The 13725-nt window shown below is 70.9% G+C and carries 10 protein-coding genes and 1 pseudogene; 2 read left to right on the top strand and 9 right to left on the bottom strand.

Annotated elements, in window-relative coordinates; translation table 11 throughout:
* Window positions 1-3: 3 nt before the first annotated feature.
* Window positions 4-2128: pseudogene (locus FHU28_RS04835) on the top strand (PhoX family protein).
* Between the two features lie 69 nt (window positions 2129-2197).
* Here the strand turns inward: FHU28_RS04835 and FHU28_RS04830 are convergent.
* Window positions 2198-2980 carry an IclR family transcriptional regulator gene (locus tag FHU28_RS04830; protein WP_073826302.1) on the bottom strand — a complete coding sequence of 261 codons (783 nt, stop codon included), beginning with the start codon at window positions 2978-2980 and terminating at the stop codon, window positions 2198-2200.
* A 153-nt stretch (window positions 2981-3133) separates the two neighbouring features.
* Here FHU28_RS04830 and FHU28_RS04825 point away from each other — a divergent pair, with 153 nt between their 5' ends.
* Entirely contained in the window at window positions 3134-4324 is a 1191-nt protein-coding gene (locus FHU28_RS04825) for an MFS transporter (RefSeq protein ID WP_184681275.1), read from the top strand.
* Window positions 4325-4348: 24 nt separating this feature from the next.
* On the opposite strand, the gene FHU28_RS04820 is transcribed toward FHU28_RS04825, so the two are convergent.
* The 8 genes from FHU28_RS04820 to nuoH form a co-directional block, all read right to left on the bottom strand.
* Window positions 4349-5389 carry a polyprenyl synthetase family protein gene (locus tag FHU28_RS04820; RefSeq protein ID WP_184681273.1) on the bottom strand — a complete coding sequence of 347 codons (1041 nt, stop codon included), beginning with the start codon at window positions 5387-5389 and terminating at the stop codon, window positions 4349-4351.
* 89 nt (window positions 5390-5478) lie between these two features.
* The gene (nuoN, locus tag FHU28_RS04815) at window positions 5479-7032 is read right to left on the bottom strand and encodes an NADH-quinone oxidoreductase subunit NuoN (protein WP_184681272.1); all 1554 of its coding nucleotides are present in this window, start codon (window positions 7030-7032) and stop codon (window positions 5479-5481) included.
* Window positions 7029-8561, bottom strand: a complete 1533-nt coding sequence (locus tag FHU28_RS04810; protein ID WP_184681270.1) for an NADH-quinone oxidoreductase subunit M — start codon at window positions 8559-8561, stop codon at window positions 7029-7031. Before FHU28_RS04810 ends, nuoN begins: the two co-directional genes overlap by 4 nt.
* 64 nt (window positions 8562-8625) lie before the next feature.
* Window positions 8626-10587 carry an NADH-quinone oxidoreductase subunit L gene (gene nuoL / locus FHU28_RS04805; RefSeq protein WP_184681268.1) on the bottom strand — a complete coding sequence of 654 codons (1962 nt, stop codon included), beginning with the start codon at window positions 10585-10587 and terminating at the stop codon, window positions 8626-8628.
* A gap of 7 nt (window positions 10588-10594) precedes the next feature.
* Complete coding sequence (gene nuoK / locus FHU28_RS04800) at window positions 10595-10894, bottom strand: NADH-quinone oxidoreductase subunit NuoK (RefSeq protein WP_013283611.1); 300 nt, start codon at window positions 10892-10894, stop codon at window positions 10595-10597.
* A gap of 55 nt (window positions 10895-10949) precedes the next feature.
* Window positions 10950-11720: an NADH-quinone oxidoreductase subunit J gene (locus FHU28_RS04795; RefSeq protein ID WP_184681266.1), complete on the bottom strand. Its 771-nt coding sequence runs from the start codon at window positions 11718-11720 to the stop codon at window positions 10950-10952.
* Window positions 11717-12361, bottom strand: coding sequence for an NADH-quinone oxidoreductase subunit NuoI (gene nuoI / locus FHU28_RS04790; RefSeq protein WP_073826325.1), 645 nt, complete (start codon window positions 12359-12361; stop codon window positions 11717-11719). The genes FHU28_RS04795 and nuoI overlap by 4 nt, the downstream gene beginning before the upstream one ends.
* A gap of 1 nt (window position 12362) precedes the next feature.
* Complete coding sequence (gene nuoH, locus FHU28_RS04785; protein WP_184681264.1) at window positions 12363-13715, bottom strand: NADH-quinone oxidoreductase subunit NuoH; 1353 nt, start codon at window positions 13713-13715, stop codon at window positions 12363-12365.
* Between the last annotated feature and the right edge of the window lie 10 nt (window positions 13716-13725).

Here is a 13725-nt window from a genome sequence, read left to right as displayed (position 1 = left end):
CTCATGAGCGACCGGCCTCGCCTGCTCCCGCTGCTCGGCGGCACCCGCCACGGCAGCCGCGACGCGATGACCTGTCTGTACCGGTGCGGCAACGCCTGCGACCACCCGGTGCCCAACCCGACCGACAACCCGTACTTCGGGGACCTGGTCGACACCGAGATCTCCCGGCGCGGCGTGGTCCGGGCCGGCGCGGTCGGCGCGCTGGTGCTCGGCTTCGGCGGCGCCGCGGCGGGCGCGCTGGCCGGCGCCCCGGCGGCCGCCGCCCCCGCCGCTCCGCCTGTGCCGGGCGGGGGCGAGATGGCCGCCACCGGTGCGGGTCGTCCCGGCAGCGGCGCGCTGACGTTCAAGCCGATCCCGCCGAACAAGCTCGACGCGCTCGTCGTGCCGAACGGGTACGACCACTCGGTGGTGATCCGCTGGGGCGACGAGGTCGTGCCCGGCGCGCCCGCGTTCGACCTGGGCCGGCAGACCGCCGCCGCCCAGTCCAGGCAGTTCGGCTACAACAACGACTTCGTCGGCGTGCTGCCGATCGACCGCCGGCGGGCGCTGCTCGTGGTGAACCACGAGTACACCAACGAGGACCTGATGTTCCCCGGCTTCACCAGCCAGGACGCGCTCACTGTGGAGCAGGTGCGGGTGGCGATGGCCGCGCACGGCATGTCAGTGGCCGAGCTGGAGCGGGTGGAGAACACCGGGCAGTGGCAGCCGGTGCGGCGCGGCCGGCGCGAGTACAACCGCCGGGTCACGGCGCTGGCGACGAAGTTCGAGCTGACCGGGCCGGCGGCCGGGTCGGCCTGGCTGCGTACCGCCGCCGACCCGAAGGGCCGGACGGTCATCGGCACGTTGAACAACTGCGCGGGCGGCGTCACCCCGTGGGGCACAGTGCTCTCCGGCGAGGAGAACTTCAACCAGTACTTCGTCGGCGGTGACGGCGTGGCCGAGGAGCAGAAGGCGAAGCTGACCCGCTACGGGCATCCCGACGGACGTGCGCCACCCGAGTGGCAGCCGCAAGTGGGACCGGGCGGACGAGCGCTTCGACCTGGCCAGGCACCCCAACGAGGCGAACCGGTTCGGCTGGATCGTCGAGATCGACCCGTTCGACCCGCAGTCCAAGCCGCGCAAGCACACCGCGCTGGGCCGGTTCAAGCACGAGGGCGCGAACGTCATAGTGGCGCGCAACGGCCGCGTGGTCGCGTACATGGGCGACGACGAGCGCTTCGACTACCTCTACAGGTTCGTGTCGGACAAGAAGTTCATGCCGGGGAAGTCCTCGGTGGCCCGGCGGCACAACCTGACGCTGCTGGAGTCGGGCACGCTCTACGTCGCCAAGATCGAGGGGGACAGCCCGGCCGCCGAGATCGACGGTTCCGGCAGGCTCCCGGCCGACGGCGGCTTCGGTGGCCGGGGCCGCTGGATCAAGCTGGTCAGCGGCAACCGCTCGTACGTCGACGGCATGACCGCCGCGGACGTGCTCACCTTCACCCGGCTGGCCGGGGACAGGGTCGGAGCGACGAAGATGGACCGCCCCGAGGACGTCGAGCCGAGCCTGCTCACCGGCAAGGTGTACGTCGCGCTGACGAACAACAGCGACCGCGGCAAGGCGGGCAAGGCGCCGGCCGACGAGGCGAACCCGCGCAACAGCAACCGGCACGGGCAGATCCTGGAGCTGGTCGAGGACCGCGGCGACAACACCGCCGAGACCTTCACCTGGTCGCTGCCGATCCTCTGCGGCGACCCGGCCGACGCCTCGACCTACTTCGCCGGGTACGACAAGACCAAGGTCTCCCCGATCTCCTGCCCGGACAACGTGGCCTTCGACGCCACCGGCAACCTGTGGATCTCGACCGACGGCAACGCGCTCGGCAGCAATGACGGCCTGTTCGCCACGGCCGTCGAGGGTCCGGAGCGGGGCCACCTGAAGCAGTTCCTCACCGTGCCGCTCGGCGCGGAGACCTGCGGCCCGTTCATCACCGGTGACAACCGTTCGGTCTTCGTCGCGGTGCAGCACCCGGGCGAGGTGACCGGCGCGTCGGTGGAGAACCCGGCCTCCACCTGGCCGGACGGCGACTTCGCCAAGCCCGGCGTGGTGGTCACCTGGCGCCTCGACGGCGGCCCGGTCGGCAGCTGACCCACCCCGGGGCGGTCCGGCGCCGGACCGCCCGCCGAAGGCCACCACCCCGCCAGGGTGGTGGCCTTCCTAGTTCTCGGAGGCGATGCCGTCGGCGATCGACCTGGCGGCGGTGAGCAGCTTCGCGCGGACCACCCGGGCGGAGGTCATCATCTCGCCGGCCGGCAACGCGCACGCGAGCACCACCCGGCGCTCGATGTCCTTGTCCGGGGCGACGAGCACCGCCGCGCACGCCACACCCTGCCGGAACTGCCCGAGTTCCAGTTGCATGCCGCGCCGGTCACCGGCGGCCAGGTCGGCCTCGAACGCCTCGACTGTGGTGAGGGTGGCGGTGGTGAACGGGCGCATGCCGTACTCGCGCAGGTAGCGGAAGCGCTGTTCGGTGGTGAGCGTGGCGAGCAGGCTCTTGCCCAGCGCGGTGGCGTGGGCGCCCTCGTCGAAGCCCGGCACCAGGTCTTCCAGGTAGGGCGAGCGCGGTCCCTCGGCAGAGGCGGTCACCGCCACCTGCCCGCCGATGAAACGGCCGAGGTAGTGGCTCCAGCCGGTGTCCGACGCGGCGCGGCGCAGCGCCTCGCCGACCGCGGGCGGCCCCCGGAACGCGGTGACCAGCTCGCGGTAGCGGTCGGCCACCTCCAACCCCACGATGTACGTCCCGTCCTCGCGCCGGATCACGTAGCCCTCGTACGCGAGAGTGCGCACGAGGTGGTAGGTCGTGGCGACTGTCAACTCGCAACGCCGGGCGATCTGCTTCACGGTGAGCCCTCTCGGCGCACGGCCGACCGACTCAAGCACTCGAAGCGCGCGGGACACGCTGCGGATCAGGTCCGAGGGTTCCGCCAAGGGGTCGCGCACAACCACCTCCGCCGCCGGGGACTTACACCATATGAAAAACCGGCCGAGTGCGAAATGCCTGTTCGGATGGAGGATGCCAGATCACCGGACACAGACGGTAGGTCGACGGACACGATGAGCAGCCAAAACGTGCGGGCGTAGGGTGTGCTCGCAATGACTGAAACAGTTTCGCGAGACGCGCCCGCGTCGGCCCGGCGGGCGGTCCGGGCGGGCGCCGGCGCCACCGTCACCACGATCGTGTGCGTCCTGCCCGTGTTCCTCGTCGGCGGTCTCGCCGTTCAGCTCAGTGACGAACTCCGGTTCAGCCCGGCCGGCCTCGGCCTGGCCGTCTCGATCTACTTCGGCGTGAGCGCGCTCGCCTCGGTGCCCTCCGGGGCCCTGGTCGAGCGGTACGGCCCGGCCACCGTCGCCCGCGGCGGTATCCTGCTCTCCGCCGCCTCCCTGCTCGCCGTGGCCGGGCTGGCCCGGTCGTACCCGATGCTTGTGACGCTGCTGGCGCTCAGCGCCGCCGCCAACGCCCTCGGGCAGCTCGCCAGCAACGCCGCGCTCGCCGAGCACGTGCCCGCCCACCGCCAGGGGCTCTCCTTCGGCGTGAAGCAGGCCGCCGTCCCGGTCGCCACGCTGCTGGCCGGCGTGGCGGTCCCCACTGTCGCGCTCACCGCCGGCTGGCGCTGGGCCTTCGTGGTGGCCGCCGGGGCGGCGCTGGCCGCGCTGCCGGCCGTACCCCGGACCGGGCGGGACCGGCGCGCCCGGGCCGCCTCCGGAGGCCGCAACGGGGGCACCGGGCCCCTGGTGGTGATCGGGCTGGCCGCGACGCTGGCGGCGGCCGCGGCGAACGCGCTGGGCACGTTCCTGGTCGACTCGGCGGCGGCGCGGGGCCTCTCCCCCGGCCTGGCCGGCCTGACCCTGACGCTCGGCAGCGCGGTGTGCGTGTTCGCGAGGGTGGGCGTCGGCTGGCTCGCCGACCGGCGCGCCGGCGGGCACGTCGGGCTGATCGCGGGGATGCTGCTGACCGGCTCGGTCGGCCTGATCCTGCTCGCGGTGGCCGGCCCGGCGCCGCTGTTCGCGGGCGTGGTGCTCGGCTTCGGGCTCGGCTGGGCCTGGCCAGGGCTGATGAACTTCGCGGTGGTCCGGCTGCACCCGCAGGCGCCGGCCGCCGCGACCTCGATCACCCAGACCGGCGTGTACGCGGGCGGCTGCCTGGGACCGCTCGGCCTGGGCGCGCTGGCCGGCACGGTCGGCTACCCGGCGATGTGGCTGACGGCGGCGGCACTCATGCTCCTGGCCGCCGTCCTGATGCTGCTCGGCGCCCGCCTGCTCCGCCGCGCCCCCGCGCTCCCCTGACCGCCCTCGCCGTGGGTGCGGGGGTCAGCTGGTGCGGTCGGCGATGTAGTCGCAGAGGGACTCCAGCGCGCGACGCGCCGGGCCCTCGGGCAGCGGGGCGAGCCGGGCGCGGGCGTCCTCGGCGTAGCTTCGCACCGTCTCCCGGGCGCGCTTGAGCGCCGGGGACTCCCGCAGCAGCCCGAGCGCCTCGGCATGCAGCGCGTCGTCCACCAGCGGGCCGGTGGCCAGGATCTCCCGCAGCCGTACGCTCGCCGCGTCCGCGTCGTCCGAGGCCAGCGCGTAGAGCACCGGCAGCGTGGGCACGCCCTCGCGCAGGTCGGTGCCGGGCGTCTTGCCGGACTCGATCGACTCGCTGGAGATGTCCAGCAGGTCGTCGGAGAGCTGGAACGCGACGCCGATGATCTCGCCGTACTCGGCGAGCGCCTCGATGTGCTCGGGCGCCGCGCCGCCGAACATGCCGCCGAAGCGCGCCGACGTGGCGATCAGCGAGCCGGTCTTCTCGGCGATCACGTGCAGGTAGTGCGCGACCGGATCGTTGTCGCGCGGACCGACCGTCTCGGCGATCTGGCCGTGCACCAGCCGCGCGAACGTGCGCGCCTGGAGGCGTACCGCCTCGGTGCCCAGGTCGGCGGCGATGTCCGCGGCCCGGGCGAAGAGGTAGTCGCCGACCAGGATGGCCACCGAGTTGGTCCAGCGGGAGTTGGCGCTCGGCGCGCCCCGCCGCACGGCGGCCTCGTCCATCACGTCGTCGTGGTAGAGCGTCGCCAGGTGGGTGAGTTCCATCACCACGGCGGCCGGGACGACCTGCGCGGCCTCCGGGTCGCCGAACTGGGCGCTCAGCGCCACCAGCAGCGGGCGGAACCGCTTGCCGCCGGCCTCGACCAGGTGACGGGCCGCCTCGGTCACCAGCGGGTCCGCGCTGGCGACGCTGGCCCGCAGCTCCGCCTCGACCCGGTCGAGCACGCCCAGCACGGAGGCTTCGACGCGCGGGTCCGCGAGGTGCAGGCCGAGCGCGCCGAACTGACCTGAATGCTCGCCAGCCGGATTCGCCACGTCCTCAACCATGCCACACCCGTTCGACCTGCTCGTCGAGGGGGATACGGGCCGAGGGCCGGCACGCCACGGCGTACCGGCCCTCGGTGGGAACACCTCGGTCATCTGACGAATTCGGCGGCGCCAGTCGTCAGGTCGAGCAGCGGACCCGGGACCACGCCGAGCACCAGCGTGGCCAGCACGCCGATGACCAGCGCCGCCGAGGTGAGCGCGCCCGGCACGGTCACCGTCGGCGTGGCCTCGCCCGGCTCGGAGAGCCACATCATCACCACGACCCGCAGGTACGGGAAGGCCAGCACCATGCTGGTCAGCACACCGGCGATCACCAGCCAGACCTGGTTGGCCTCCAGGGCCGGGCCGAAGACCGCGAACTTGCTGGTGAAACCGCTGGTGAGCGGGATGCCGGCGAAGGCCAGCAGGATGAACGTGAAGATCGCCGCGAAGAACGGCGAGCGGCGGCCCAGCCCGGCCCAGCGGGACAGGTGGGTGGCCTCCCCGTTGCTGTCGCGCACCAGCGTCACCACGGCGAACGCGGCGAGCACCGAGAAGCCGTACGCGGCCAGGTAGAACATCGTGCCGGAGAGCCCTTCGCGGCTCGGCGCCAGCACACCGACCAGCAGGTAGCCGGCGTTCGCGATCGACGAGTACGCCAGCAGGCGCTTGATGTCCGTCTGGGTGACCGCGAGCACCGCGCCGACCAGCATGGTCAGCACCGCCACCGTGCCGAGCACCGGGGTGAAGTCCCAGGAGGCCCCGGCGAACGCGACGTGGAAGACGCGCAGCAGCGCGCCGAACGCGGCGACCTTGGTGCAGGCGGCCATGAAGCCGGTCACCGGGGTCGGAGCGCCCTGGTAGACGTCCGGCGTCCAGACGTGGAACGGCGCGGCGGCGGCCTTGAACAGCAGGCCGATGCTGAGCAGCGCCATGCCGGCGAACAGCAGCACCGGGCTGGACGGGGACTCGGTGACCGCGGCGTGCACGGTGGCGAAGTCGACGCCGGCCCCACGGCCCGGGATGCCGGAGGTGAAGCCGTAGATCAGGGCGACACCGAACAGGAAGAACGCCGAGGCGTACGCGCCGAGCATGAAGTACTTCAGCGCGGCCTCCTGGCTCAGCAGACGCCGGCGGCGGGCCAGCGCGCAGAGCAGGTAGAGCGGCAGCGAGAAGACCTCAAGCGCGATGAACATGGTCAGCAGGTCGTTCGCCGCCACGAAGATCAGCATGCCGGCGATCGCGAACGACATCAGCGGGTAGACCTCGGTGGCGCCACCGACGCCCTCGGCCTGCCGGCGGTCCTCCGCCGACTCGGCGGTGACCGCGGCGTGCGCCACGAACGCGCCGCCCCGCTCCACCGTGCGCTCGCCGACGAGCAGCAGCGCCATCACGGCCAGGACCAGAATGGCGCCCTGGAGGAACAGCGTCGGCCCGTCGACCGCGATGGCCCCGCCGATGGTGATCAGCCGGACGTCCGCGTTCAGGATCACCATCACGATCGCCGCGAGCATCGCCACCAGGGCGAGCCCGAGCTGCACCGCGTTGCGCAGGCGACGCGGCACGAACGCCTCGACCAGGATCCCGACCAGGGCCGCGCCCAGCATGATCAGGATCGGAGCGAGCGCCGCGTAGTCGATCGACGGCAGCTTCAGTTCACTCACTTCGCGGCCTCCTGGACGCTGCCGACCTCAGGGGCGGGATCGGACTTGCCGACGTCCTGCATGGTCGCCTGGACGGCGGGGTTGATGACATCGGTGACCGGCTTCGGGTAGAAGCCGAGCAGCACGATCAACGCGATCAGCGGCGCGACGACTACCTTCTCGCGCAGCGTGAGGTCCCGGCGCATGCCCTCGACCTCGGTCAGCGCCGGGTTCAGCGTGCCCTGCGTGGTGCGCTGCACCATCCACAGCACGTACGCCGCCGCCAGGATGATGCCGAGCGTGGCGATCACCGCGACCGGCTTGTTGACGGTGAACGTGCCGATCAGCACCAGGAACTCGGAGACGAACGGCGCGGTGCCGGGCAACGCCAGCGAGGCCAGACCGGCGAAGAAGAGCACGCCGGCCAGCACCGGCACCAGCTTGCCCGCGCCGCCGAAGTCGCTGATCAGCGCCGAGCCGCGCCGGGCGATCAGCATGCCGACCACCAGGAACAGCAGGCCGGTGGCCAGGCCGTGGTTGAGCATGTAGAGCACCGCGCCGGTGCCGGCCTGGGTGGTGAACGCGAAGATGCCGATGCCGATGAACCCGAAGTGCGCGATCGAGGTGTACGACACCAGCCGCTTCAGGTCGTTCTGGCCGACCGCCAGCAGCGCGGCGTAGATGATGCCGATCACGCCGAGCGCCAGCGCCCACGGCGCGAACCAGCGCGACGCCTCCGGGAACAGCGGCAGGCAGTAGCGCAGGATGCCGAACGTGCCGACCTTGTCCAGCACGCCGACAAGCAGCGCGGCGGCGCCGGCCGGGGCCGCGCCACCGGCGTCCGGCAGCCAGGTGTGGAACGGGAAGAACGGCGCCTTGATCGCGAAGGCGACGAAGAAGCCGAGGAACAGCCAGCGGGCCGTGTCAGTGGCGAACTCCGCCTGGCTCAGCGCCTGCCAGTCGAAGGTCTTCCCGCCGACCACCCAGAGGCCGATCACCGCGGCCAGCATGAACAGACCGCCGACCAGCGAGTAGAGGAAGAACTTGACCGCCGCGTACTGCCGCTGGTGGCCGCCGTAGCTGCCGATCAGGAAGTACATCGGCACCAGCATGACCTCGAAGAACACGTAGAACAGGAAGACGTCGGCGGCGGCGAAGACGCCGATCATCGTGCACTCGAGGACGAGCAGCAGCGCGAAGTAGGCGGGCACCGAGCGCTTCGACGCCTCGGCGTCGTGCCAGGACGCCAGGATCACCAGCGGCACCAGGATCGCGATCAGCATCAGCATGACCAGCGCGATGCCGTCCACCTCGAAGGTGAAGTTCACGCCCCAGTTCGGGATCCACGGGTACGACTCGCGGAACTGGAACCGGTCACCGCCGGCGGAGAAGGCGAACCACATCACCACCGAGAGCACCAGCACCAGCAGCGACCAGCCGAACGCCACCATCTTGGCCAGGTCCGGGCGGCTGCGGGGCAGCAGTGCCACCACCAGGGCACCGACCAGCGGCGCCACGGTAAGCACCGAGAGGAACGGGAAGTTGGACATTATTCGGCCTTACCTCCGTCGTGACTGCGTGGCCCGCCGGCGGGGGCGGCCGCGTTGAGGTCGATCACGCCAGCCACCCCGCCTGCACCGCCAGGAACGCCGCGACCACGAGCAGCGCGCCGGCCAGGATCGAGGTCGCGTACGACCGCACGAAGCCGGTCTGGAGCCGCCGGAGCCGGCCCGAGCCCCCGCCCACGGCGGCGGCCAGGCCGTTGACCAGCCCGTCGACGCCCCGGTTGTCGAGGAACACGAGCGCCCGGGTGAGGAAGATGCCCGGCTTCTCGAAGACCGCCTCGTTGAAGGCGTCCGTGTAGAGGTTCCGGCGCGCGGCGGTGACCACCACGCCGGCCGGCTGCGGCTCGGTGGCCGTGCCGCCGCGGAACAGGAACCAGGCCAGCCCGGCGCCCAGCACCGTGAGCAGCAGCGACAGCGCGGTGAGCAGCCAGTGCGCCAGCACCGGCGCGTGCTCCCCGCTCTCGGCGGCGAGCCCGTTGGTGGCGGTGAGCCAGTCCGGCACGGAGGTGGCGAGCAGGAAGCCCGCGCCGACCGAGCCGATCGCCAGCAGGATCAGCGGGATCGTCATCAGCTTCGGCGACTCGTGCGGGTGCTCGATGTCCTCGGTCCAGCGCTTCGGACCGTGGAACGTGAGCACGAACAGCCGCGTCATGTAGAAGGCGGTGAGCCCGGCGCCGAGCAGCGCGGCCAGGCCAAACAGCCAGGCCGTCCAGCCCTCCCGCTCGAACGCGGCCACGATGATCGGCTCCTTGGAGAAGTAGCCGGAGAACGGGAACATGCCGATGATGGCGAGCCAGCCCATCATGAACGTCAGCCAGGTGACCTTCATGTACTTCGACAGTCCGCCGAAGCGGCGGATGTCGACCTGGTCGTTCATGCCGTGCATGACCGAGCCGGCGCCGAGGAACATGTTGGCCTTGAAGAAGCCGTGCGCCAGCAGGTGCACGATGGCGAGCGCGTACGCGCCGCCGCCGAGACCGACGCCGAGGAACATGTAGCCGATCTGGCTCACCGTCGACCAGGCCAGCACCCGCTTGATGTCGTCCTTGGCCGCGCCGATGATGCAGCCCATCAGCAGGGTGAGCGCGCCGACGCTGACCACCACGAGCTGGAGCGTCTCGTTGGCCGAGAAGATCGCGTTGGAGCGGGCGATCAGGTAGACGCCGGCGGTGACCATGGTGGCCGCGTGGATGAGCGCGGACACCGGGGTCGGGCCCTCCATCGCGTCCGGCAACCACGCCTGGAGCGGGAACTGGCCGGACTTGCCGGCCGCGCCGAGCAGCAGGAGCAGGCCGAGCACCAGCACCGTGGTCGAGGTCAGCGAGCCGACCCCGTTGAACACCTCGTCGTACTGGGTGGTGCCGAGCATGGCGAACATGATGAAGATGCCGATGGCCAGGCCGGCGTCACCGACCCGGTTCATCAGGAACGCCTTCTTGCCGGCGGTGGCCGCGCTCGGCCGGCCGTACCAGAAGGAGATCAGCAGGTACGACGCCAGACCGACGCCCTCCCAGCCGAAGTAGAGCATCACGTAGTTGTTGCCGAGCACCAGCAGCAGCATCGCGGCGACGAACAGGTTGAAGTAGGCGAAGAACAGCCGCCGGCCCTCGTCGTGCGCCATGTACTCCACGGCGTAGAGGTGGATCAGGAAGCCCACCCCGGTGATCAGCAGGACGAAGACAGCGGCCAGCGGGTCGAAGAGCAGACCGAAGTCCACCTTCAGGTCGCCGACCACCATGAAGTCCCAGAGGCTCAGCTCGACCTGCTTGTTCTCCAGGCCGCGAAGCTGGAAGAAGTAGGTGAGCCCGAGCAGGAAGGCGGCGCCGATGGCGCCCACGCCGAGCCAGTGGCCCCAGCGGTCCGCCCGCTTGCCCAGCAGCAGCAGGATCGCCGCGCTGACCAGCGGGATCGCCACCAGCAGCCAGACCGAGCCCAGCATCCCGTCCGCCGTGGCGAAGGTGACGGCCTCGGCTGGCTCAGACTGGGCGATCGTCAGAATCTGTTCCACCACGAGCCCCTCAGTACTTCAGCAGGTTGGCGTCGTCGACGCTCGCCGAGCGCCGGGTACGGAAGATCGCCATGATGATCGCGAGACCGACCACTACCTCGGCCGCCGCGACCACCATCACGAAGAACGCCATGATCTGGCCGTTCAGGTCGCCGTTGATCCGGCTGAACGTGACCAGGGTCAGGTTGGCCGCGTTGAGCATCAGCTCGATGCACATGAACAGCACGATCGCGTTGCGCCGAACCAGCACGCCGACGGCGCCGATGGTGAACAGCACCGCCGCGAGGATCAGGTAGTAGTCCGGGGTCACCGTGCTGACCTTTCGTTCGCGACTGCGGAGCTCCGCTTCGCTGCACTCCTCGCGCTCACCGTTCAGTACCCTTCAGTGCGGTCTCCTCGGCCGTCAGCTCACGCACCGGCAGGATCTCCGGGATGCTGCGCTCGGTCAGCCGGCCGTCGGGCAGGCGGGCCGGGGTGGCCACCGAGGAGGAGGTGGCGTAGACACCCGGGCCGGGCTTCGGGCCGGGGTAGTTGCCGGGACGGAACCGCGCCTTCATGGTGGCGATCTGGTCCATCCGGTCCGCCTTGCGCCGCTCGACGTGCGCCAGCACCATCGCGCCCACCGCTGCGGTGATCAGCAGCGCCGAGGTCAGCTCGAAGGCGAAGACGTACTTGGTGAACAGCAGCCGGGCGATGCCCTGCACGTTGCCCTCGGCGTTCGCCTCGTCGAGCCCGGCCGCCCGCACGCCGTCGAGCGCGCGGTGCAGGCCGCTGCCCACCAGGCCGGCGAAGCCGAGCCCGAGGACGACGGCGGCGATCCGCTGGCCGCGCAGCGTCTCGATGAGCGAGTCGGACGCGTCCCGGCCGACGAGCATCAGCACGAACAGGAACAGCATCATGATCGCGCCGGTGTAGACGATGATCTGCACCATGCCGATGAACGGCCCGGCCTGGAGCACGTAGAACACGCCCAGGCAGAGCATTGTCAGCACGAGCCACAGCGCGGAGTGCACCGCGTTGCGGGCCCACACCATGCCGACCGCCCCGAGCAGGGCCAGCGGGGCGAGGATCCAGAAGGTGACCTCCTCACCCCCGGACACCTGGCCCGCAGCGGCGAGCACCGTAGCCGAGGTCATGCCTTGCCTCCCTTGCCCGCCGCGGCGGACCGCTGCTCGGCCTGCTCGGCACCGGGGAAGGTCACGCCGGGGTGCTCCTCCACCTGGTACCGGCCGGGGCCCATCGGCGAGCGCTCGGCGCCCGCCGAGGTGCCCGGGTTGGTCAGCGCGCCGACGTAGTAGTCCTTCTCGCTGTCGCCCAGCCGCATCGGGTGCGGCGGCTGCTCCATGCCCTCGAGCAGCGGCGCGAGCAGCTGCTCCTTCGTGAAGATGAGGTCCTGCCGGTTGTCCCGGGCCAGCTCGTACTCGTTGCTCATGGTGAGCGAACGGGTCGGGCAGGCCTCGATGCAGAGCCCGCAGAAGATGCACCGGGCGTAGTTGATCTGGTAGATGCTGGCGTACCGCTCACCCGGGGAGAAGCGCTGCTCCTCGGTGTTGTCGCCACCCTCGACGTAGATCGCGTCGGCCGGGCAGGCCCAGGCGCACAGCTCGCAGCCGATGCACTTCTCCAGCCCGTCCGGGTGCCGGTTGAGGATGTGCCGCCCGTGGTAGCGCGGCGCCGAGACCGGCGGCTTGAACGGGTAGTCGGTGGTGACGACCTTCTTGAACATGTGCGAGAAGGTGACACCGAAGCCCTTGAACGTTCCGGTGATCGCGCCCACGTCACACCTCCCTGGAGTCCGGGCCGGCGACGACGTTGGCCGGCTCCCGCTCGGCGAGCACGCGCTTGGTACGCGGGCTCGGCGGAACCTGAAGATCCATCGGCGGCAGCGGGAAGCTGCCGTACGGCCGGCTGTCCGCCTGCTCCTGGGGCGACGGCTTGAGTTCCTTCTTCCGGCTCGGCCAGAAGAGCGTGACCAGCAGCAGCACGCCCGCGCCGACGGCGGTGACGAGTAGCCGGTCCCGGGCCTGCCAGTCCTCGATCGAGCGCAGCCCGGCGAGCACCATGATCCAGACCAGGTTCAGCGGCAGCAGCACCTTCCAGCCGAAGCGCATGAACTGGTCGTAGCGGAGCCGGGGCAGCGTGCCGCGCAGCCAGACGAAGACGAAGACCAGCAGGATGACCTTGCCGAAGAACCACAGCATCGGCCACCAGCCCTCGTTGGCGCCCGACCAGATCGTGATCGGCCACGGCGCGTGCCAGCCGCCGAGGAAGAGGGTCACCGTGAACGCCGACATCGTCACCATCGCGACGTACTCGCTGAGCATGAACAGCGCGAACTTCAGCGAGCTGTACTCGGTCTGGAAGCCGGCCACCAGCTCCGACTCCGCCTCGGGCAGGTCGAACGGCGCCCGGTTGGTCTCACCGACGATGGCGATGAAGAACATGATGAAGCTGGGCAGCAGCAGGATCGCGTACCAGCCGGGGGCCGCGACCTCGAAGCCGCCGATGCTCAGCCGGGTGCCGTCGCCCTGCGCGGCGACGATCCCGCTGGTCGACATGGTGCCGGCGGTCATGAAGACCGCGACCACGCTCAGGCCCATGGTGACCTCGTAGGACACCAGCTGGGCGGCGGAGCGCAGACCACCGAGGAGAGGGTACGTGGAGCCGCTGGCCCAGCCGCCGAGCACGATGCCGTACACGGCCAGCGAGGAGAACGCCAGCACCACCAGCACCGCCACCGACACGTCGGTGACCTGCAGCGGCGTGCGGTGCCCGAAGATGCTCACCATCGGCCCGAACGGAATCACCGACAGCGCGGTGACCGCGCAGACCACGGAGATCACCGGGGCGAAGAAGTAGACGACCTTGTCGGCCTTGCGCGGGAGGATGTCCTCCTTGAAGGCCAGCTTCACGCCGTCGGCGAGCGTCTGGAGCAGACCGAACGGGCCGGCCTGGTTGGGACCGGGCCGCACCGCCATCCGGCCCACGACCCGGCGCTCGAACCAGACGCCCAGCAGCGTGGCCGCCACGGCGACGACGAACGCGAAGAGGATCTTGCCGAGGACCAGCCACCACGGGTCCTTGCCGAAGTCGGCAAGCGTCGGGTCCTGCGCCGCGAGGTAGAGATTCACTGCACCGACC

Origin of the sequence: Micromonospora echinospora, from assembly GCF_014203425.1 — a bacterium.
GTDB classification, from domain to species: domain Bacteria; phylum Actinomycetota; class Actinomycetes; order Mycobacteriales; family Micromonosporaceae; genus Micromonospora; species Micromonospora echinospora_A.
The sequence above is the reverse complement of the archived record's forward strand: the minus strand, read 5'-3'. Positions and strand labels throughout refer to the sequence as shown.